Genomic DNA, 19,700 nt, shown 5'->3' with positions numbered 1-19,700 from the left:
CAGACGATAAACTATTTGACTTGATTAACCTTAGAGTTAGCTTAGAAGCTGAAATGCTAGAATTGTATTATCAGACCTGGTAGGGGTGATGAAAGTGGGAAGAATAATCGTGCTTGCCGGAAATGTTGGTGCAGGCAAGTCTACTGTAGCAAGCGCCATTGCTGAAGGCCTTGGGTTCAATATTCACTACGAATCGGTCTCCGATAATCCCTTCCTTGAGGATTTCTATTACGACCAGAAGAGATGGTCCTATCATCTTCAGACTTACTTTCTTTATCATAGGTATTGCTCGCTTAAAGAAGCTGAAAAGAACGAGGATACAGTCTTCGATCGTTCGATTTATGAGGACAAGGAAATCTTTGCAAGAAATCTCTTTGCGACGGGCAAAATGTCTGAAAGAGAATTCAGTGCTTATGCAACGATGTTTGACTCAATGATAAAGTATCTTAAGAAGCCGGACCTTCTCGTTTATATCGATGCAGATGTCGACACTATTCTAGCTAGAATAAGGCGCAGAGGAAGACAGATGGAAACTGCGGTCCCAATTGCCTATTGGGAACAGTTAGACAGGCTGTATACTAGCTGGATAAGAGAATACGATCTTTCACCAATCTACACGATAGACGCAAGGTCCGTAGATATAGTGATCAATCCCGAAAAGGCCGAAAGAATTACGAAGGAAATAAAGGGCCTTCTGTAGAAACACTCACCGAGCTGTAATAGATTTGCGAGAAACGTAACTTGACATTTTCTCTAGTTTGCTGGTACCATGAATTATCAAAACACGACAAAGGTGATTTCTGTGAGAATGAGTTTAATTTCGATGTTTGTTACAAAAATGCCTCATCACAGACTGTGGCGCCCGGTTCCGGGAGGCGGCACCTTTTAGTCGTGCTCTCAGGATTTAAACAGACCGGGCTTATAGCCCGGTCTTTTATTTTATTGGAGGTGTATCATGAAAAAGCTACTGCTATTTGCAATTCTGATCGCTATGACCATGTCATTCGGAAGTCTGATCGACGAAGTTAAAGAAAGAGGCGTATTGAGAGTCGGGCAGGACGCTGGCTATATGCCACTTTATGGAACCAATCCCGATGGAGATCGAATCGGTCTCGAAGTAGAAATTCTTGAGAAGATGGCCGAAATCCTAGGTGTAAAACTTGAGTTTGTTATCGTAAACTGGGATGGAATAATCCCCGCTCTTGTTTCAAACAAATTCGATGTCATTTGGTCAGCAATGACCATCACTCCTGAAAGGGCCCTTAGGGTAAACTTCTCCGATCCCTATCTTACTGTCGGCCAGATAATTCTCTACAATTCCGACAAATACTCTACGGCCCCTGATGCTGAATATCTCAATAATCCGGAAGTCAAAATTGCCGTTCAGCTCGGTTCAACTGGAGCAGAGGCAGCAAACAGGCTTCTGCCCGAGGCCGAAATCTACATGTTTGAAACAATCGATGAGGCTGCATTCCAGGTCGCTTCCGGAAGGGCTGATGCAATGATATTCGACTCTATATACGCCAGATTCATGGCCAAAAAGTATGACCAGCTGGAGGTAACCGAGGATCTTCTTACTAGAGAGGATTTCGGCGTGGCTATACCGAAGGGTGACTTCGAGACACTTCAGTGGCTAAACACTTTCATTCAATGGATAAAGACTACCGGAACACTTGCAGAGCTTGAAAACTACTGGTTCGTAGAATACGAACCCGAATTCTAAGGAAAACGACATGTCAAGAGCGATGTCGAAAATAACTCTAGGAATAATGGTTGCCGGTCTTCTCTGGTTTTCCTATTCATCAGTGTCAGCAGTCTATCCCTTCAACTGGAGTAGTCTAACCAAATACTACAAGTTATTTCTGGAGGGCATACTCACTACCTTTCAGCTTAGCGTCATCGCTCTTGCTCTTGCCGTAATTGTTGGAATCATTGTAGCACTTGCTAGAGACTCAAAGGTCAACCTACTAAGAGACGCAGGGACTCTCTATGTTTGGTTCTTTAGGAATATGCCACTTCTGGTTGTAATCCTTCTTGTCTACTACGGATTTGGTTCCGCGGTAAACGTAGACAGATTCTGGGCAGGAGTAATTTCACTTTCACTTTTCGAAGGAGCCTACGTGGGCGAGATCTTCAGAGCAGGGATAGATGCAGTCCCGTCCGGTGAAAAGGAGGCGGGTGAGGCAATGGGCCTATACAGGGGTCAGATAATGTTTTCCATTGTCTTCCCCCAAGCATTCAGAATTTCGATACCGCCACTAATAGGTCAGTTGGTTACATTGATTAAAGATAGTTCGCTAGTCTCGGTGATTGCCCTGGGCGATCTTACAATGAGGGCAAGACAAGTAGGGACTCAGACTCTCGCGGTATTCGAAGCCTATATTGTACTAGCAGGTTGTTATCTGGTAATGACTTCGCTGATATCCCTGGTGGGAAGAGTGCTCGAAAGGAGGCTGGCAATTCCATGAAGGAAAAGAGTGTTATTCTTAGTTTATCGAACCTCACAAAATCATTTGATTCACAGGAAGTTCTCAAGAAGGTCTCCTTTGATGTACGAGAAGGAGATGTGATAGCAGTGCTCGGCCCATCCGGTGCGGGCAAGACCACTCTTCTTCGTTGCATAAACAATCTCATAACTCCCGATGGAGGCGACGTATTTTTCAAGGGAGAACGCGTACAAAGAACAAAGCACGCTATTAGAGCTTTCAGATCGAAAGTTGGATTTGTCTTTCAGAGATTCAACCTGATAAGTCATCTAAAAATCATCGACAATGTTGCCTTACCACTGGTAAAAGTGGGCAGAGTTAAATGGACAGACGCGAGAAAGGTAGCGGAGGTTCGTCTCAAACAGGTCGGACTTGCAGATAAATTGATGAGCTATCCATCGCAGCTCTCCGGAGGTCAACAGCAGAGAGTGGGTATAGCCAGGGCTTTGGTCATGAATCCAGACATTGTTCTTCTGGACGAACCAACTTCTGCGCTTGATCCATCACTAGTTGGCGAGGTAATGAGAGTGATCAGGAGGCTTTCTTCTGAAGGGAGAACAATGATCATAGTAACTCACGAGATTGAGTTTGCAAAGCACATTGCGAATAGGGTAGTCTTCCTTGATGATGGAGAAGTCTTTGCCGACTGTAGTCCGAATGAATTCTTTGAATCTGTTTCAGGAGAAATCGCCGAGTTCCTCACGGACCTCTCCGCAGTCGTCTGAGAATTCCTCCAGACTATTGATTGGTTGCGTTCTAAAAGAATGACAGCACAAAGACAATGAGTACAAAGTTTTGCAACGTCTTCTTACTCTCGACGTGTTGATTTTACCGTCCATGAATGGCAAACTATAGTAGACAGATCAACTTGGAGGATTTCATGAGAAGGGTATGGTTGACAGTTATGATGGTTGTTGGAATGCTTTTAGTTTCACCTGTAATGTTATCTGGAGAGATCCGAACGATTTTCGTCACTGCGCCTGCAAGTTTTCCAGACAGATCAAAGCTGGAGGCGGGCATCACAGCACTTAGGAACGTGGGTTACAGGGTCGTCGTCGGAGATAGTTGCCAGGTTTCACTTTCCCCGAGAGAAAAAGCAAATGAACTCAACAAAGCCTTTGCTAACCCTGATTACGACGCAATCATAACTGCGAGGGGCGGTTACGGTTCATACAACCTTCTCGACTGGCTCGATTGGGAGGTAATAGCTTCGAATCCAAAACCTCTTGTTGGTTACAGCGACATCACAGCACTGCTTCTTTCAGTCTATTTCAAGACAGGCCAGACCACATATCATGGCCCAATGGTTGCGGTTGAACTAGGAACAGATTCTCAATCGGTACAGAACATTGCAGCCATTTTCAACGGTGAAAAAACGATCCGCTTCAACTACCAGTCAATTCCTGTGATCGCCGGGAAGATGACCGGCAGGTTGATCCCGGCCAATCTTTCTCTATTCCAGGCTCTTCAGGGGACAGAGTATTTGGGTTCACTAAAAGATGCAATTCTCGTTCTTGAAGATGTGAGCGAGACCAAAGAGTCGCTGGAAAGAATGATCTGGAATATTGCACACCTTGACGAATTTTCATCTTTAAGAGGTGTGGTATTCGCTGGATTCACAGAAATAAAAAATGGAGACTTCGATGATGTAAAACGAATGATCCACGACTATTTCCTGGGAAAGGAAATACCTGTATGGATTGGTCTACCGAGTTATCATGGGGACTTCCCGAAAGTCGTTCTTCCGGTTGGCCAGTGGGTTGAAATCGACATGGAGAAGGGCACGATCGAAATACTTCCGGTTCCCGAAGCAAAGATCAAATAAAGAGAAGAGCGCCGGAAAACGCTCTTCTCCCTCTATATTTGTTCTAATCCTTACTGATCATTCACTGAAGTAGTGTCTAGCGGCATGATAGATGGCAATTGCTCCATCTGCTGCAGCGGTCACTATCTGTCTGACTTCCTTTTCTCTTACGTCGCCTATGGCGTAAACCCCTTTTGTTTTCGTTTCCATGAAATCGTCCGTCTTGATGTATCCAAAATCATTCATCTCGAGTTTGCCCTTCAGAAACTGTGTGTTTGGAATCAAACCAATGAACACAAAGATTCCATCAACCTCTAGAGAAGTGATCTCGCCACTGTCAACATTCTTAATGTTTATCTTTCTGACCTGTGAATCGCCCTCAATGGAATCCACTACTGAACTGTAGATGTACTCGACCTTTCGCGTATCGTTAAGCTTCTTCTGTAGTAGTTTGTCTGCAGTCAACTTCGGCAGATTTTGAACAATGGTTATTTTACTAACCATTTTGCTCAGATAAAGCGACTCATCCAGAGCGCTGTTCCCGCCTCCGATCACCGCAATGTGCTTGTCTGCGAAGAAGTGACCATCACACGTTGCACAATAGCTAACACCTCTGCCTTTGAAATCTTCTTCACCCATTACTCCAAGCTTTCTGGGATTGGAACCGGTAGCAATAACTATTACTCTGGATTTGATCTTTTTACCATTATCAAGGATAACTTCTTTATTCTGACCTTCGTTATCGATATCTACAACTTCTGCATATGTGAAGGGGACATCAAATTCTCTAGCATGTTCAGCCATCTTCTCACTCAATTCCATGCCACCAATACTTGCGAAACCCGTCCAGTTTTCAACGGTCTGAGTATTGTTAATCTGTCCGCCATCAAGTGCCTTTTCAATAATTAAGGGATTCAAACCTGCCTGGACGGCATATATACCAGCCGTAATGCCCCCAGGACCGGCTCCAATGATCGTCACATCGTAAAAATCCTTCAGTTCGGATTTCTTAGCGCTACCAAGTTCGAAGAATGACATTTTGAACCTCCTCAAACTGCCTTCATTACTTGATCTACAAACTGACCCTCAGGATAGGCTCCCACAAAGGTTACTTTGTCATTTATCACGATTTGCGGGACCGATGAGACCCCATATTTCCTCGACAATTCCTGAAACTCGTTTGCCTCAACCATATAAGCCGTTATGTTCTTGTTCGCCATTGCAATGTTATGAGCTGTAAGAACTGCTTTTGGACAGTAAGGACACGTGGTGGTAACAAAGACCTTTATATCTACCGGAGAGTTTATCTTTTCGATCTTCTGAATCGAATCCTTTGAGAGATCAGAAATCGCACCCTTAGAAAAGGAAACGATATCCTGCAGAAGCGTTCCAAACTCATGTCCTGCAGGTATTCCAAGGAACCTGACACCCTTGTCGTCACCTTCCGGATTGAGAAGTACCATGCTAGGTGCAAGCTCTATACGATATTTCTCCGCCATCTCTGAATCAAGATCATGAACTTCGTAACTAATCTTGCTTTCGATTTCGGAAAGCTCTTGCAGCATCTGTTCTGCAGTTGAACAGTAATCACAATTTTTCTCGCTCTTGAAGAGAAGTGCCTTTACAGAGCCCTCCATACTGCTGAAGATTTCCTTTACTTGCTTGGTTATGTTGTCGGGTAGAAGCTTTGCCACTTATATCCCTCCCAAGGACTAATATTTTTATACCCACTAGGGGTATGGTAACACTTATATATTACTCTTCCTTTGACAGCTTGTTTACATAATTATCTCCAAACCATCTGCTAACACCGACGACCAAACAGATTGTCATGAATAAGAGCATGATACTCAACCACTCGTCAGGGTAGAAATACCTTATGTGATTCGACATGAATTCAATCACAGTAGCTATTGCTGTAAAGGAAAGAATACAGTCGGCGAGTTTCCATTTACCTTGAACGATCAAGTAATTCTTGAAGAACTCCTGCCGTGTGTATCCCATAGAAAGAAAGAGCATTCGAAAGGTGTCATCATATCTGGAAGTATGTCTTCCCAGTGATCCATAGATATACAAGTACGAAATAAGAAAAAGAATTACACTATGAAGTCTATTCTCTCTGACGAAAACAATATTGCAGAGGAAGAGAACGCCACTCGCGAAGGCAACATTCATGAACAGGAGAAGAAAATTAGCTTTTCTGATTTGTCGCTGAAACGCAAAAATTGAGGCCACCGATAGAACGGTGGCCAAACCTGCAATAAGCAATGTGCTGAAGAAGATTCTCAGCGTTTCACTTATCAACAATCAAATCACTTCTTGCTAACCTTCTCGTTTCCGTCAGAAAGATCTTTTCCATCCTTAAAGATCTCGGCCATGGAACCTAAGGAACTAAGCATTGCACTACTCTCGTAGGGTAGGAAGACCTTGTTTGCCTTACCATCGGCTATTTGTTTCAAAGCATCGAGATACCTTATTGCAATAACGTCTCTCGTTGGATCTCCTTCATGAATCGCCTTGAAGACATTTATGATAGCGTTTGCCTCGCCCTCGGCCTCTGCCACAAGTTTGAACTTATTAGCCTCGGCCACTCTCTTTATCGATTCACTCTGACCCTCTGCCTGCAGAATCGCCGACATCTTATCGCCCTCGGCCTTCGTTATTTCTGACTGCTTGTAACCTTCGGCTTCCAGTATAACCGCCCTCTTTGTTCTCTCGGCCTTCATCTGCTTCGACATGGCATCCATGATGTCCTGAGGTGGATCGATCTTCTTGATTTCAACTCTTGTAACCTTGACGCCCCATTTGTCTGTTGCTTCATCAAGGACCTCTCTCAAGGTGACGTTAATCCTCTCCCTCGAGGTCAAGGTCTGGTCAAGCTCCATCTCTCCTATGACGTTTCTGAGGTTCGTCTGTGCAAGCTTTATTGCAGCAATCTCGAAATTAGAAACGTTGTAGACAACTCTGAATGCATCGGTTATCTGGTAGTAAATAATCGCGTCTACAGTAACCACTACGTTATCTTTCGTGATAACTTCCTGAGGTGGAACATCTATTACGGTTTCTCTAAGGTCAACCTTCACCATTCTCTCCATGAAAGGTATTATGAACTGGAGACCGGGCTCGGCATCTCTTCTATACTTTCCCAACCTCTCTACGAGTCCTTTCTCGAAAGGACGAATTATCTTTATCCCTGAAGCCGCAATAATGAAGATTACCACTGCAAGTATTAACCAAAAAACCATCTCTAATCCCCCTTTCTTCTATTACTGATTGTTGTTGTTTTGCCTTTCGACGTAAACTAGAGTACCTTCCAGCCTAACTATTTTAACCACAGTATCTACAGGTATTATCTCTCCATTCGCCGAAGTAGCTCGCCAGTCCTCTCCCTCAATCCGGACCATGCCTTTTTCCATAACCGGATTGATCTCCACTGTCACACGTCCCAGAGAACCGACCATCCCATCGATATACATTTTCTTTGGTGAATCTCCTTTTGATAGCTTTTTGGCAATCGGTCTGGAAAGAAGTACCAGGAACGTACTGCTCGAGGCGAAAATCAGAACTTGCCAACCGAGTCCAAGCGAAAACATTGCTGCAAGGCCTGCCAGGAAAGAACCTATTGAAAACCACAGAGAGAAAAAAGTAGGAGTTAGTATCTCCGCTACCAATAAGACAACACCGAAAATCATCCAGCCTATGTAACCCATTCTTTACCTCCTCCCGGAGTACACAGAAAAGTACTACAGTTCAAAAACATGTTCCGGGTGAACAAGAAAAACATCTATTTCTGTATCTTCAAGCTCCTTCTTAATGATATTATGCCACTTCTTAATCTGAGAGTTATATCGCCCAGATATATGATACAGGATCAATCTCTTTATACCTCTGCTTCTTCTAACTGTATCTATGACTTCATCGATACTGGAATGGTTTTGGTTTCTTCTGTCCTTCGCAACCAGGAAAGTACATTCATGCAAGAGTGTTTCAGAACAGCTCACTGTTTCGGGAGAAAGCGCAAAGGTATCGCCGCTTATCGTGACAATCTTCTTCAGGTAAGTATCGGTAATCTCCTCTCTGCCTTTTTCCTTGACAACACGGGCGATCTCCTTCGATGTCAGTCCTGAATAGGCTTCCTTAAGTTTTCTCCGCTCTTCGTAAATGTGATAACCATAGCTGATTTCACCAATTGTGTGCTTTACCCTGAATGGAGTTACGTGTCTTCTGAAACTTCCTGCTGTCCTTAGAAAGACTTCATCGCCGATGTCAAGCGGGTTTATAATCATATTGTATCTGAGTCTGGGATTCATTCCGATTATGAAATCCAGATACGCTTCAATGGCGCGATTGCCAGACGGGAAATTTATTCTTAGCTGCTTGTTTCGGTCTCCCATAGCAGTGTTTCTAGTATTTATTAGACCCCAAAGCCCCGATATGTGATCAACGTGACCGTGAGTCAAAAAGATATCCTTTATTGCATAGACGCTGTTTCCAAGTATAGTAGAGATCCCTTCACCGACGTCGAAGAGAATCCTTTCAGGCCTATATAAAATCCAAGTTGAATACAGAGCCTTGGAGAATATTTGAAACTCCAATTCACTCTTCCTCCAGGCCTTCTACTTTCAAAGCAATCTTACCCTTTACGTTGCCTGGAAGTTTGATATCAATTCTGTACTCACCGGTCTGTTTTATGTGATCCCCAAGATCTATCTCTTTCTTGTCTATTTCAACACCAAGAGCATTTCTTATGTGATTCGCGATGTCGCCGGATGTAACTGCTCCAAAAAGCTTCCCGCTGGTTCCTGACTTCGCCTTTATTATGAAGTGATGTTTCTGCAGCTCATGCAGTAGATCTTCACTGGATTTCCTTATGCGTTCTTCCTTTTCTTCCTTTTGCTTTTGGATCTGCTTCAGTTTGGCCAGCTCTTTCGCATTGGCTTCAACTGCAAAACCTTTCGGAATAAGGAAGTTTCTACCGTAACCATCCGACACGTTCTTCACTTCACCGGTTTTTCCAATATTACTTACATCCTTAAGAAGAATAACCTTCATCGAGAACCTCCTTAAAAAAGGGAGGCTCTTCGCCTCCCTCAAGATCCGATCACTCTTTTGTATAAGGAAGCAATGCCATGAATCTCGCCCTTTGAATAGCTTCCTTAACCATTCGCTGATGCTTGGCACAATTTCCCGTGATTCTCTTAGGGATGATCTTTCCCTTTTCAGTAACATAATCGCGTAGCAAGGAGATATTCTTATAATCAATGTAAGTTGTCTTTGAACCGCAGAGTCTGCACTTTCTTCTGCTTCTTCCTCTTCGCCTATTGTCTCTTACCATAATATTCCTCCTGATTTAGAACGGGATATCGTCGCTCCCCGAATCTTCAGTTTCACTTCCAAAGAAAGTAATGTCATCGTTTTCAGTGCTTTCAACCACATTAGTATCCTGAACCGATCTATCGAAACCTCCCGAAGACTGTTGGGCTTGAGCTTTGGTTTCCATGAATCTAATATTCGAGGCGGCGACTTCGGCATTTGATCTTGGTTCACCATCCTGCGTTTTCCATTTGTTGATTCTTAGTGAACCCTCGACAAGTATTAGCCGACCTTTAGTTAGATAGTTCCCGGCAAACTCGGCCGTCTTTCCAAATGTTACAATCCTTATAAAATCGGTATTGTCGTTGTTGGATGAAGGTACGTTTCGGTCGACCGCAAGCGTAAACGTCGCTATCTGAGTACCACTGGCAGCAAACTTGATCTCTGGATCGCGAGTGAGTCTGCCTATCAGGACAACATGATTGTAGCTAATTGACATCTCTTAATCCTCCGTCTGCTTTACTTCTTCTGTCTTTTCAGATTCTACATCGACTGCTCCATCAGTAGCAGTTTCTTCAGAATTCTCGGGAACTACTTCATCGTCAAGATTTTCGTCTGGGACTTGAGTTTCATCGACTGCCTCTTCCTGCTTCAAGAGCGCTTTCTTCTCAGCCTTTTCAAGGTCCTCTCTTCTGAACGTCTGCCATCTGAAAACCTCAGGCGTAACCCCGTAGAACCTCTCAAGCGTGTCTACTGATTCGGAATCGGCTTTGAACTGGATAACTGTGTAATCACCTTCACTGAAACCCTTTGAAACTCTGTAAGCGAGTTTCCTCATACCCCATCTGTCGAACTTCTCAACTGTTCCTCCGACTCGTTCGACAATGTAGTCTCTCACCTTCTCAGCCGTCGCATTACGATTCTCTTCATCAAGCTTCGGAGAGACAATGAACATCGTTTCGTAAATCCTCTGCATTAACTTCCTCCTCCCTTGGACTGTGGCCTTGCCTTCTTAAGCAAAGCGGGATTTCAACGCATAGAATTATAACACAATGCGAGAATTCTTCAAGAGCGCGCTGTCTAACAATTCATTCCTCCTCGGAAACGGATCGCAAATGCTTCCTTTTCACATGTGTAATCTCTATAGCTGCAAATAATGTAAACTAAAAAGAAAGCTGGACCGCACTATCGAGAAGGGAGGAGTCTTTATCACGGCAATAGTATATGCAACTAGAAGCGGTACGTCCGAGAAGTGTTCCAAGATTCTCTCAGAAAAGCTTTCAGGTGAAAAGACGATTATCGACATTAAGAAAAACCCAAGCCCAGACCTCACGAAATTCGATGCCGTAATTGTCGGAGCCTCAATAAGAATAGGTAAGGTTCAAGGGACTATCTCCGAATTCGTTCAGAGAAATCTTTCCACACTAACAAAGAAACGGTTAGGCGTCTTTTTGTGCATGGGGTCTGGAGAAGAAAACTTCAGCGAGTACCTTTCTCAAAACTTTCCCGAGAGTTTTCTAAATAACTGCAAAGCAAAGGGCTTTTTCGGGGGAGAGTTTGACCTTGAGAGACTGGGCTTTCTTTCAAGGATGATGGTAAGAACCGCTTCCAAAGGCAAACCTCAGCCTCATGTCGTTTCAAGCAATATTGAGAAATTTGTGAAGGAGTTTGAGAACTAGGAATCGGATTTCTTTTAGGGATATCGAAAGAATTCAGTTTCAGGGGGAAGAGATGAAGCGTAGGATATTGATCAGAATACTTTTGGTAGTAGGAATTGTTGTTGGTTCCTTGATAGTAATAATGGTGGTCTTTGTCGTTTCAAAACTAGAAGCAGATCTAAAGGGACTAGACAATCTTGAATTCGAGCAGCTAAATCTATCTACATTGAAAGATGGAATCTACGAGGGCAGTTTTGAAGCGGGAATCGTAAACGCATCTGTGAGAGTAGAGGTTTCCGGACATGAAGTCAGGTCAGTAGAGATAGTTAAGCATAACCACGGTCGAGGGAAGGCTGCAGAATCGATCACTAACTCGGTTGTAGAAAAACAGTCGGTTCAGATCGATGTAGTTTCAGGTGCTACCTACAGCAGCAAAGTGATTCTGAAAGCGATTGAAAACGCTATCAACAGGTAGAATGTTTATAAACTTCTACTTCTCGTCTTTTAGGCTGAATCCTTCCATGAAGGTCCTCTGGAAGAGTAGCAACATAATTAGAGGGGGTATCATTGCGATTATCGCTCCCGCCATTATTATGTTCCATTCTGCAGCTTGCGCTTCGCTAGCCAAAAGCATTTTAATTCCTATCTGAACTACACGCATATTATTGCTGTTGGTAACGATCATCGGCCATAAGTATTCATTCCACATATAGGTGAACTCAATGAGAAAAAGTGCTCCGACGTTCGTCTTCGATAGTGGAATCAATACGCTGAACAAGAATCTCATTGGTCCCGCCCCGTCAATTCTGGCTGCGTCGGAAAGAGAAGAAGGAACCGTCATGAACAGCTGCCTGAAAAGAAGCGTTCCTGTCGCACTTGCAAAGAAGGGGATCGTTAAAGCCCAATAAGTGTCAACCCAGCCAAATGTCCTCATAAGCTCATAAGTAGGCACGATTCTGATTGGTAGCGGCAGCATGTGTGTTATGAGTATGACTGCGAAGAAAAAGAACTTGCCCCTGAAGTTGCCGAAATACGTGAAAGCGAAAGCTGCAAGCATAGAAAGAAAGATCTTGGCAAGCGCCACAGTGACTGCAATAAAGGCGCTGTTAAATATTAACCTCCCCATGTTGACTGTTTTCCACGCTTTAACATAGTTATCGAAAGCATGAACGCTGGGAAGAAACTTCGGGGGGAACGAGTAGGCTTCCTTATCATTGAAAGTGCTCATGGTGAACGCATAGTATATTGGAAACATTATTGCTACTATTGCTACTGTCAATATTAGGTAGCTCAGGAATACTGAAGACTTTCTTTGCTTCATCTAGTCCACCCCACCATCATCCATAGAAGACCTTGCGCTCAGCAAATCTGAACTGCAAAACGGTCAAAATCGCCACAAAAACAAAGAGAACTATCGATTGAGCAGAAGCAAAGCCCGTATCCAGGTTAATGAAACCATCTCTGTACAGCTTATAAACTAGAACCTGTGTAGCATCGCCGGGCCCTCCTTTAGTCATTATGTCTATCAGCCCAAAGACCTGGAAGAATGCGTAAAGTGTATTCATAATCAGGAGAAAAAAAGTTGTCGGGGACAGCAAAGGTAACGTAATTCTGAAAAATCTACGTACGCTGGATGCGCCATCTATCGCAGCTGCTTCAGTAAGCTCTTGAGGAATTGTCTGAAGACCCGACAAGAAGAATATAATGTTGTAGCCAAGCATTTTCCAGGAGGCAGCGATAATTACTGCAATCAGAGCGACTCTTCCGTCCATCATCCAGTTGACTTCGGCTCCAAAAAACGTCTTTAGTAGATACGTTACCGGCCCGCTCGAAGGACTGAACATCAGTGCCCAAATCGTTCCCGCAATGGCCGGCGAAATAGCGTACGTCCAAATAAAAAGGGTTCTGTAGAACTGTAGTCCCCTTAGTTTCTGGTTTAGAAGTACTGAAAGGAGCATTCCCACAGTCAAACCAATTATCACTACGAAGACCGCGAAGACAAGGGTAATCATCAGACTGTCAACATAGTCGGAAGACTTGAACAATTTCGTGAAATTGTACCAACCCACGAAGATTAGCCTGTCTCCAAATGGGGAAACTCTGAAAAAACTCAAGTAAAGAGACTGAATAGTAGGGATAATCAAGAAAACAATTACCACGACTACCGAAGGTAGAAGTAACAAGTACGGCAATAGCTTGTTGGGGAAACGACTGTTCATGCTTAATCACCATCCGGAAAATACTAAAGATCCCCTGACAAATCTGTCAGGGGATCTTAATCTTCACTTACCGTAAATCAATGTGTATTCTTCAAGAACAGTGTTCGCTTTTTCTGCAGCGTCATCAAGAATCCTCTTTGCCTCTCCCTCGTAATCAGTTCCCGTGTACTGAATTGCGTTTTCGATAGCACCGTCGACAATGTCTCTTATTGCAACGAAATTTCCTAGCCTTACTCCCTGTGCTTCTGGAATTCTGGTTCCAGAAAGTATCTGAAGAAAGGCGGTAAGGTGATTTGGATTTTCAGAGAACCAGCCTTGATCCATGAGTTTCTTTACTGCGCTGTTTGTTGCCGGGAAATAGCCGGTAGATTTATGCCACTCTGCGGTAACTTCTGTTCTCATGAGGTACTGGAAGAATTTCCAGATCGCTTCGTATTCAGCATCTGTATGACCCTTCATCACCCAAAGAGTAGCACCACCGATGACGGAATTCCCTTTCGGATAACCTGGAATTGATGGAAGGAATGTGGTACCCATTTCAAAATCGGCCTTTGACTCGATCGAACTCACAGACGAAGTCGACTGAATCAACATTGCAACCTGCTTGCTCAGGAAGGCCTGATTGGCGTCATACTCCCGGCCCCCATAAAGAAATACCTTCGCCTGAGCCCATTTGATCCATTCTGCAAGAACCTTGACACCAAAATCATCATTGAAAAATACCTCAGTTGCTTTGGCCGCTCTACCGTTTTCGTTGTTTGCGTAGAACTGTCCGTGAACGGAATGCATCTGCTCGAATACCCATGCTGGCCAGCCGAAAGATATTCCTCCCTGAGCAGCTCCCGATTCGACAATCTTTTTTCCCATCTCGTAGACCTCTTCAAAAGTAGAAGGAGGTTCGTTTGGATCAAGTCCTGCGGCTCTGAAGATATCCTTGTTGTAATAGAGGATCGCGCTTGAAGAATTGAAGGGCATAGAGTAAAGTCGATCACCAACAGTGTAATAGTCAAGAATTGGTCCAATTACGTCTCCCCAATCATAGTCCGGGCAGAGAGCTCAAAGACCGGTTTGATCGCGCCACTGTCCAGCATAGTCTGAAGGCCCACTTCGTAGACCTGGACAATGTGAGGTTGATCTCCCGCTCGATACGAAGCTATGGCCTTGGTAAGTGTCTCTGCGTATGAACCTGTGAACTGAGCCACCACTTCAATGTCGGGATTTTCGGCATTGAAACCTTCGACAATTGCTTCGACCGCTCCCAGTCTGCTACCACTCATAGCGTGCCAGAAGTTGATCGTGGTTTTTCCGAAAGCAAAGATCGATAGACACAGAAGAACTAACACAAGAAACTTTTTCATAATACCCCTCCCTTTTCAAAAATTGAAAACGGTGGAACGTCCGCTCAAATTATAGCACCGTGCTCAGGTCCATAGTAAGCTTGTTATGAGCTGACCATGTCCGACTATTGGCTTCTAGAACTGGAAAGACAGTTGTTTCTGCCCGAATCGGAAGAAATAATTGAATGTCTATTTTTCGTGTTGCAGTTTCAATATCACTATTGAGTAGGAGATTTGACAGAGCTGACATTTTTGATGAGCTTCAAAACGAATGTTAAAAGAAGCTCAAATCAACACATTTTTCCGCCTGCTTATTACTATGTAGAAAATAATCATTACTACAGACGAGACAACTCCGACGAATCCGAAAAACCTGAAAGCAAAGGTAACTGACAACAAGTCAATGACAATTCCTCCTCCGATCGATCCCACTATGAAAGTCATCCCCGATCTCACAACCCAGAAAAGACTTTCGGCCTTCACAAGGCTCTTACCGGAAAGCTCGTAGTGTATGAAATGATACAGGGAGTAGTACATGAGAATATACGTCAAGCCGTGTGAAAACTCGACAAGATAGAGCAAAACTTCATTTGTTGCATAAGATATGAGAATCGTCCTCACCCCCATTACGATCATTCCGAACAGCAGAATCTTCATGTTTCCAATCTTCTCGATTATTCTATCGGCAAAAAGAAGGAAGGGTATTTCTGAAAACGCGGTAATGGCAAAGACCGTCCCGACAACGGACGAATCCATACCATTTTCCCTGGCATAGACAGCAATAAAGGTGTTATGAAAGGAATTCAACGTAACACCGACGAACATCCCAACAGTCATCATCGTGAGTTGAAAAGTTGAGCCTGTACCTGAAGGGTGCTGCTGATCTGCCGTTTCCAAATCATCCGTTTTTGGACTAATAAAGAGAGAAGAGATAGCAAGCACTGATGCCGATGCTGCAAACAACCAGAAAAAACTAAGACCCACTAATCTGCTCAAGGCTAGTGAGGTAATCGCAAAACCAATGGTCCCGAAAAGTCTTACGCGATCGAACCGACCACCAGAACTCTTCAACTTATTAATGATTATCGAGTCTCCTAGCGGAACTACAGCAGAGAAAAAGAATGATAGCAAGATCATCATAAATAAAGTAGTCGTGAAACTCTTGATAACGAATATCGGCCATATTAACAATACTGACGAAAGAGATACAATATAATATATTTTGTCATAACCGAATTTACCGCTGAGTTTAAACCATAACGGACTCGAGACCAGAGAGACGACGGGCAGCACCGCCATAAGGATGCCGATTTTCGTTGGAGAAAAACCGGAAATATCAAAGTATTGGCTGAGAAGGTTTTTTGTGGCCAAACTCGAGTAAATCAAGGCTTCAAAGAAGAGAATACCTAGGTTCAATGCGATCTCCTTCCGAATGACTAGTAGATTATACAACCAATAATTCAAAACTGTTAACTGGAGTGTGATTATGAAGATTATTACAAGAATTCTTTTGATTACTGTTTTCCTTGCCGTCTCCACAGCATTTTCTTCAACCGGCAATTTTGATGTTCAGGGTCATCGCGGCTGTAGAGGACTTATGCCGGAGAACACACTGGCAGCTTTCAATTTTGCTATGGAACTGGGCGTGGACACAATCGAGCTAGACACTGTGGTAACGAGAGATGGCGTCGTAGTTATCAATCACGACCCGTACCTAAACCCTGAACGTACTAGAAAGGACGGGCAGTTCATCAGCGAATCTGTTCTTATCAAGAATCTGACCTTTGAGCAGCTAAAAGGATTCGACGTTGGTAGTATCAGAGAACCCGACAAATGGCCTCAACAAAAGCAACTGGATGGAGAAAGAATTCCATCCCTTGAGGAAGTACTTTCTCTGATAAAAGTGCATAACAACAGTCACGCAAAACAAATAAAAGTAAATATTGAAATAAAGCACTACCCTCAGAGGCCCGAAGACACAATAGATCTAACGGAACATGTTCGGAAAGTTCTTGAGATAGTCTACGAAAAAGGGTTCGAACGACTATGTACAATACAGTCCTTTAACTGGGAAGCACTGAAGATCTCCAAGGAGCTTCAACCTTCTGTTGAGACCGCCGCACTTGTATCGAGCACAAACCTTGACAAAACTGTCTGGACAGCAGGTTTGAGATTGAAGAACTTCGGGTTTGATATTGGAAAGATGCTTGCCACCACTGGATGTAATATTATTTCTCCCAACTATAACTTAATGAGTGATGGTTGGGTGAAGAGCGCTCATCAATCTGGAATGAAAATCATTCCCTGGACAGTAAATGAACGGGATGAAATGAAGAGATTGATCGGCCTTGGTGTTGACGGAATCATAACCGATTATCCAGACAGGCTTTTAGAAGTTGTTTCAAACCAATAGAAAAGCCTTTCTCCTTGAGAAAGGCCTCTCATAAAAACGTTTTACACATCACCAATACTGATTATACAACATTTCAAAGGATATTAGCCCTGACTATAGTGAACAAAGGCAAAGCAACACTCTGCGTTTACAGATCAAATGATTTCGTAATTTCAAGTGTAATCGAGTCCATATCTCGACACTCAAGAGGAAGCAACAAGGTCACATACTCACCCCGTATTCTGCCGTTACATATAATGCGCTTTGAATCGTAGGGGCCACAGTGTTCCGGTATGAACTCCTCACCGAACTCTGACAAAATAACATCCTCAGGCCTGAATACATTGTCACCCACTCTGTTGATACCCATTGTAGAGAAGAGTTCCATAACAAAGAGCGAGTTCGGTTCATCATAAACCTCTCTTGGTGGCCCTTGCTGAACTACATTTCCGTTGTCCATCACATATACTATATCTGCGACTGCCAACGCATCTTCGGGATCGTTCAAAACAATTAAAACCGACTCCCCCAGTGCCATCAACAAACGTTTCATTGTGGATCTCAGTTCAGTTCTGATCTTCTTGTCGAGTCTTTCAAAAGGCTCATCAAGCATAATAATATTGAATTTCTTCACCGTCTCTCTCGCAAATGCTGTGAGTTTTTTCATACCTGCAGGTAATTCTTTTGGCCAACGGTCAAGATAATCGGAGAGGCCATCTAGTTCTTTGGCTCTCTTAGCGACTTTAACGTCGGCTTCCTTGTCTCTCGAAATCAAGAGCGGAAAGGCAATGTTGTTGTGTGTGTCCATGTGCGGAAACAGTGCGTTTTCCTGAAACACGAATGCGAGTCCCCGGAGATGGGGCTCCAGAAAAGTGACATCCTCTCCGTTAATAGTCACAGTACCAGAGAAGGGCTCTTGAAGTCCCGCAATCGTTCTCAAAAGAAGCGTCTTACCGCAGCCTGAAGGCCCAATTAGCCCGACTGTCTCCCCTTTTTCTACGAAAAGGTCTATCGGTCCCAAATCAAAAGTTCCAATTCTGCTTCGCAGGTCCTTTACTTCGAGAGTTCTCATTAGATCACCTCCCATCAATGATTATATCTTTGCCTTAAGCAAAGCCGACGGTTTTTTCCTTCAAAGATATTTGGAGCAGGCTTTAATAGATTGGTTATTATGTTTGAGAACTGGCGCTTGTCGAGCTATACTATTATCAAAGCTCTATCAATTCACCTTTTGTTTTTCTCAATGACATTCGGACAGCCATAATTATGAAAATACATCTGTATGGGAGTGAAAATAGTGTCTAGACATCTTCTTAGTAAGGCCGAAGAATACCGGGAAGAACTCACGAGATTTCTTAGCGATCTGGTTAGCATCCAAAGCTTCTCTGCCGGCGAAAAAGAGGTGGTTAAGAGAATCGAAGTGGAAATGAACAAAGTCGGTTTTGACGAAGTGAAGATTGATGGGCTGGGAAATGTTCTAGGAAGGATAGGAAACGGCAAGAAAATCATCGCCATGGATGCCCATATCGACACGGTAGAAGTTGGGAACGAAAGGTTATGGAAGGTAGATCCTTTTGGTGGACTGGTTTCTGACGGAATTATATACGGGAGAGGAGCTTCAGACCAGAAAGCTGGAATGGCAGCAATGGTCTATGGTGCCAAAATCATGAAAGAAGAAGAACTTCTTGGAGACTTCACCCTTTACATTACAGGAACGGTAATGGAAGAAGATTGTGACGGCCTCTGCTGGAGATACATTATTAAAGAGGACGGAATAAGGCCCGATTATGTTGTCATTACTGAACCGACAAATCTGAACATTTATAGAGGTCACAGAGGAAGAATGGAACTTCAAATTAGAACTTCAGGTCTCTCGTGTCACGCTAGCGCTCCCGAACGAGGAATCAATGCTATTTATAAAATGAGCCGAATCATTCAGCAAATCGAGGGTTTGAATGAAAGGTTAAGAGATGACCCCTTCCTCGGAAAGGGAACGATAGCAGTGACTCAGATCTTCTTCAAGTCTCCATCTCAAAACGCCGTCGCTGACGAATGCACCATACAGATTGACAGGAGACTGACAGCAGGCGAAACCAAAGAGACGGTTATAGAGGAACTCAAAGACGCTATAGGAATTTCAGGCGAAGAGGCGGAGATTTTGGAGCTTTTCTACGAAAGACCTTCGTACACTGGACTTGTCTATCCAGTCGAAAAGTACTTTCCGACATGGGTAATGGATGAAAGTAGTGAAATTGTTCAGAAGACAGTAAATACTTACAGGGAGGTCTTTGGAGAAGAGCCCTTTGTCGATAAATGGACTTTCTCCACAAATGGAATCGCAACGGCCGGTGTCTTTGCAATTCCGACAGTCGGATTCGGTCCTGCAAATGAGATTTTCGCTCACAGCCCGGACGATCAGTGCCCTGTGGATCATCTAGTTAAAGCGGCGGCCATGTATGCTCTTCTTCCATTAAGACTTTCTCAGTAGATT

General features: G+C 43.7%; 25 protein-coding genes. 9 read left to right on the top strand and 16 right to left on the bottom strand.

Features of this window, described 5'->3' with window-relative positions; translation table 11 throughout:
• Window positions 1-88 precede the first annotated feature (88 nt).
• From Y696_RS05010 to Y696_RS04990, 5 genes are all read left to right on the top strand, one after another.
• Window positions 89-700, top strand: a complete 612-nt coding sequence (locus Y696_RS05010; RefSeq protein WP_257211984.1) for a deoxynucleoside kinase — start codon at window positions 89-91, stop codon at window positions 698-700.
• 255 nt (window positions 701-955) lie between these two features.
• Window positions 956-1,723: a transporter substrate-binding domain-containing protein gene (locus Y696_RS05005; protein ID WP_006492689.1), complete on the top strand. Its 768-nt coding sequence runs from the start codon at window positions 956-958 to the stop codon at window positions 1,721-1,723.
• Window positions 1,724-1,733: 10 nt separating this feature from the next.
• Window positions 1,734-2,468, top strand: coding sequence for an amino acid ABC transporter permease (locus Y696_RS05000; RefSeq protein WP_099772167.1), 735 nt, complete (start codon window positions 1,734-1,736; stop codon window positions 2,466-2,468).
• Complete coding sequence (locus tag Y696_RS04995; protein WP_099772166.1) at window positions 2,465-3,211, top strand: amino acid ABC transporter ATP-binding protein; 747 nt, start codon at window positions 2,465-2,467, stop codon at window positions 3,209-3,211. Before Y696_RS05000 ends, Y696_RS04995 begins: the two co-directional genes overlap by 4 nt.
• Before the next feature lie 155 nt (window positions 3,212-3,366).
• The gene (locus Y696_RS04990; RefSeq protein WP_099772165.1) at window positions 3,367-4,311 is read left to right on the top strand and encodes an LD-carboxypeptidase; all 945 of its coding nucleotides are present in this window, start codon (window positions 3,367-3,369) and stop codon (window positions 4,309-4,311) included.
• A 57-nt stretch (window positions 4,312-4,368) separates the two neighbouring features.
• Here the strand turns inward: Y696_RS04990 and trxB are convergent, their stop codons facing one another.
• From trxB to rpsF, 10 genes are all read right to left on the bottom strand, one after another.
• Window positions 4,369-5,328 carry a thioredoxin-disulfide reductase gene (gene trxB / locus Y696_RS04985; protein ID WP_099772164.1) on the bottom strand — a complete coding sequence of 320 codons (960 nt, stop codon included), beginning with the start codon at window positions 5,326-5,328 and terminating at the stop codon, window positions 4,369-4,371.
• An 11-nt stretch (window positions 5,329-5,339) separates the two neighbouring features.
• On the bottom strand, window positions 5,340-5,984 hold the full coding sequence (pdo, locus tag Y696_RS04980) for a protein disulfide oxidoreductase (RefSeq protein WP_099772163.1): 645 nt from the start codon (window positions 5,982-5,984) through the stop codon (window positions 5,340-5,342).
• 61 nt (window positions 5,985-6,045) lie between these two features.
• Window positions 6,046-6,597, bottom strand: coding sequence for a hypothetical protein (locus tag Y696_RS04975; RefSeq protein WP_099772162.1), 552 nt, complete (start codon window positions 6,595-6,597; stop codon window positions 6,046-6,048).
• Between the two features lie 5 nt (window positions 6,598-6,602).
• A complete protein-coding gene (locus tag Y696_RS04970; protein ID WP_099772161.1) occupies window positions 6,603-7,535 on the bottom strand; it encodes an SPFH domain-containing protein in 933 nt (310 codons plus the stop codon).
• Window positions 7,536-7,556: 21 nt separating this feature from the next.
• On the bottom strand, window positions 7,557-8,000 hold the full coding sequence (locus Y696_RS04965) for an NfeD family protein (protein ID WP_099772160.1): 444 nt from the start codon (window positions 7,998-8,000) through the stop codon (window positions 7,557-7,559).
• Between the two features lie 33 nt (window positions 8,001-8,033).
• Window positions 8,034-8,885 (bottom strand): MBL fold metallo-hydrolase, encoded by an 852-nt coding sequence (locus Y696_RS04960; protein ID WP_099772159.1) that lies wholly within the window; start codon window positions 8,883-8,885, stop codon window positions 8,034-8,036.
• A gap of 1 nt (window position 8,886) precedes the next feature.
• Window positions 8,887-9,342 carry a 50S ribosomal protein L9 gene (gene rplI, locus Y696_RS04955; protein WP_099772158.1) on the bottom strand — a complete coding sequence of 152 codons (456 nt, stop codon included), beginning with the start codon at window positions 9,340-9,342 and terminating at the stop codon, window positions 8,887-8,889.
• A 49-nt stretch (window positions 9,343-9,391) separates the two neighbouring features.
• A complete protein-coding gene (gene rpsR / locus Y696_RS04950; RefSeq protein WP_006492673.1) occupies window positions 9,392-9,625 on the bottom strand; it encodes a 30S ribosomal protein S18 in 234 nt (77 codons plus the stop codon).
• A 15-nt stretch (window positions 9,626-9,640) separates the two neighbouring features.
• Window positions 9,641-10,102, bottom strand: coding sequence for a single-stranded DNA-binding protein (locus Y696_RS04945; RefSeq protein WP_099772157.1), 462 nt, complete (start codon window positions 10,100-10,102; stop codon window positions 9,641-9,643).
• A gap of 3 nt (window positions 10,103-10,105) precedes the next feature.
• Window positions 10,106-10,579 (bottom strand): 30S ribosomal protein S6, encoded by a 474-nt coding sequence (gene rpsF / locus Y696_RS04940; RefSeq protein WP_099772156.1) that lies wholly within the window; start codon window positions 10,577-10,579, stop codon window positions 10,106-10,108.
• A 199-nt stretch (window positions 10,580-10,778) separates the two neighbouring features.
• On the opposite strand from rpsF, the gene Y696_RS04935 reads away from it, so the two are divergent.
• Window positions 10,779-11,282 (top strand): flavodoxin domain-containing protein, encoded by a 504-nt coding sequence (locus Y696_RS04935; protein ID WP_306556636.1) that lies wholly within the window; start codon window positions 10,779-10,781, stop codon window positions 11,280-11,282.
• A gap of 52 nt (window positions 11,283-11,334) precedes the next feature.
• Window positions 11,335-11,736, top strand: a complete 402-nt coding sequence (locus Y696_RS04930; protein WP_099772296.1) for an FMN-binding protein — start codon at window positions 11,335-11,337, stop codon at window positions 11,734-11,736.
• Between the two features lie 15 nt (window positions 11,737-11,751).
• On the opposite strand, the gene Y696_RS04925 is transcribed toward Y696_RS04930, so the two are convergent.
• From Y696_RS04925 to Y696_RS04910, 5 genes are all read right to left on the bottom strand, one after another.
• Complete coding sequence (locus Y696_RS04925; protein ID WP_099772154.1) at window positions 11,752-12,582, bottom strand: carbohydrate ABC transporter permease; 831 nt, start codon at window positions 12,580-12,582, stop codon at window positions 11,752-11,754.
• Window positions 12,583-12,598: 16 nt separating this feature from the next.
• Window positions 12,599-13,480, bottom strand: coding sequence for a carbohydrate ABC transporter permease (locus Y696_RS04920; RefSeq protein WP_099772153.1), 882 nt, complete (start codon window positions 13,478-13,480; stop codon window positions 12,599-12,601).
• Window positions 13,481-13,543: 63 nt separating this feature from the next.
• A complete protein-coding gene (locus tag Y696_RS04915) occupies window positions 13,544-14,494 on the bottom strand; it encodes an extracellular solute-binding protein (protein ID WP_257212008.1) in 951 nt (316 codons plus the stop codon).
• Window positions 14,495-14,502: 8 nt separating this feature from the next.
• Complete coding sequence (locus Y696_RS14240) at window positions 14,503-14,838, bottom strand: extracellular solute-binding protein (protein ID WP_257211983.1); 336 nt, start codon at window positions 14,836-14,838, stop codon at window positions 14,503-14,505.
• A 264-nt stretch (window positions 14,839-15,102) separates the two neighbouring features.
• On the bottom strand, window positions 15,103-16,233 hold the full coding sequence (locus tag Y696_RS04910) for an MFS transporter (RefSeq protein WP_099772152.1): 1,131 nt from the start codon (window positions 16,231-16,233) through the stop codon (window positions 15,103-15,105).
• Window positions 16,234-16,303: 70 nt separating this feature from the next.
• Between Y696_RS04910 and Y696_RS04905 the strand changes: the two genes are divergently transcribed.
• Window positions 16,304-17,230 carry a glycerophosphodiester phosphodiesterase family protein gene (locus tag Y696_RS04905; RefSeq protein ID WP_099772151.1) on the top strand — a complete coding sequence of 309 codons (927 nt, stop codon included), beginning with the start codon at window positions 16,304-16,306 and terminating at the stop codon, window positions 17,228-17,230.
• 127 nt (window positions 17,231-17,357) lie between these two features.
• Here Y696_RS04905 and Y696_RS04900 read toward each other — a convergent pair whose 3' ends face one another.
• A complete protein-coding gene (locus tag Y696_RS04900) occupies window positions 17,358-18,281 on the bottom strand; it encodes an ABC transporter ATP-binding protein (protein WP_099772150.1) in 924 nt (307 codons plus the stop codon).
• A 210-nt stretch (window positions 18,282-18,491) separates the two neighbouring features.
• On the opposite strand from Y696_RS04900, the gene Y696_RS04895 reads away from it, so the two are divergent.
• Window positions 18,492-19,697, top strand: coding sequence for a YgeY family selenium metabolism-linked hydrolase (locus tag Y696_RS04895; protein WP_180274841.1), 1,206 nt, complete (start codon window positions 18,492-18,494; stop codon window positions 19,695-19,697).
• Window positions 19,698-19,700 lie beyond the last annotated feature (3 nt).

It is taken from the genome of Mesotoga sp. H07pep.5.4 (assembly GCF_003664935.1).
Lineage (GTDB): Bacteria > Thermotogota > Thermotogae > Petrotogales > Kosmotogaceae > Mesotoga > Mesotoga prima.
The sequence above is the reverse complement of the archived record's forward strand: the minus strand, read 5'-3'. Positions and strand labels throughout refer to the sequence as shown.

Excerpts from the sequence above, each read along its gene's own strand:
- Y696_RS04945 (WP_099772157.1), bottom strand. The coding sequence starts at position 10,102 with ATGTCAATTAGCTACAATCATGTTGTCCTGATAGGCAGACTCACTCGC.
- Y696_RS05000 (WP_099772167.1), top strand. The coding sequence starts at position 1,734 with ATGTCAAGAGCGATGTCGAAAATAACTCTAGGAATAATGGTTGCCGGT.
- Y696_RS04990 (WP_099772165.1), top strand. The coding sequence starts at position 3,367 with ATGAGAAGGGTATGGTTGACAGTTATGATGGTTGTTGGAATGCTTTTA.
- Y696_RS05005 (WP_006492689.1), top strand. The coding sequence starts at position 956 with ATGAAAAAGCTACTGCTATTTGCAATTCTGATCGCTATGACCATGTCA.
- Y696_RS04925 (WP_099772154.1), bottom strand. The coding sequence starts at position 12,582 with ATGAAGCAAAGAAAGTCTTCAGTATTCCTGAGCTACCTAATATTGACA.
- trxB (WP_099772164.1), bottom strand. The coding sequence starts at position 5,328 with ATGTCATTCTTCGAACTTGGTAGCGCTAAGAAATCCGAACTGAAGGAT.
- Y696_RS14240 (WP_257211983.1), bottom strand. The coding sequence starts at position 14,838 with ATGAAAAAGTTTCTTGTGTTAGTTCTTCTGTGTCTATCGATCTTTGCT.
- Y696_RS04905 (WP_099772151.1), top strand. The coding sequence starts at position 16,304 with ATGAAGATTATTACAAGAATTCTTTTGATTACTGTTTTCCTTGCCGTC.
- Y696_RS04965 (WP_099772160.1), bottom strand. The coding sequence starts at position 8,000 with ATGGGTTACATAGGCTGGATGATTTTCGGTGTTGTCTTATTGGTAGCG.
- Y696_RS04895 (WP_180274841.1), top strand. The coding sequence starts at position 18,492 with ATGGGAGTGAAAATAGTGTCTAGACATCTTCTTAGTAAGGCCGAAGAA.
- rpsR (WP_006492673.1), bottom strand. The coding sequence starts at position 9,625 with ATGGTAAGAGACAATAGGCGAAGAGGAAGAAGCAGAAGAAAGTGCAGA.
- Y696_RS04930 (WP_099772296.1), top strand. The coding sequence starts at position 11,335 with ATGAAGCGTAGGATATTGATCAGAATACTTTTGGTAGTAGGAATTGTT.
- Y696_RS04970 (WP_099772161.1), bottom strand. The coding sequence starts at position 7,535 with ATGGTTTTTTGGTTAATACTTGCAGTGGTAATCTTCATTATTGCGGCT.
- Y696_RS04920 (WP_099772153.1), bottom strand. The coding sequence starts at position 13,480 with ATGAACAGTCGTTTCCCCAACAAGCTATTGCCGTACTTGTTACTTCTA.
- rplI (WP_099772158.1), bottom strand. The coding sequence starts at position 9,342 with ATGAAGGTTATTCTTCTTAAGGATGTAAGTAATATTGGAAAAACCGGT.
- Y696_RS04900 (WP_099772150.1), bottom strand. The coding sequence starts at position 18,281 with ATGAGAACTCTCGAAGTAAAGGACCTGCGAAGCAGAATTGGAACTTTT.
- Y696_RS04995 (WP_099772166.1), top strand. The coding sequence starts at position 2,465 with ATGAAGGAAAAGAGTGTTATTCTTAGTTTATCGAACCTCACAAAATCA.
- Y696_RS05010 (WP_257211984.1), top strand. The coding sequence starts at position 89 with ATGAAAGTGGGAAGAATAATCGTGCTTGCCGGAAATGTTGGTGCAGGC.
- rpsF (WP_099772156.1), bottom strand. The coding sequence starts at position 10,579 with ATGCAGAGGATTTACGAAACGATGTTCATTGTCTCTCCGAAGCTTGAT.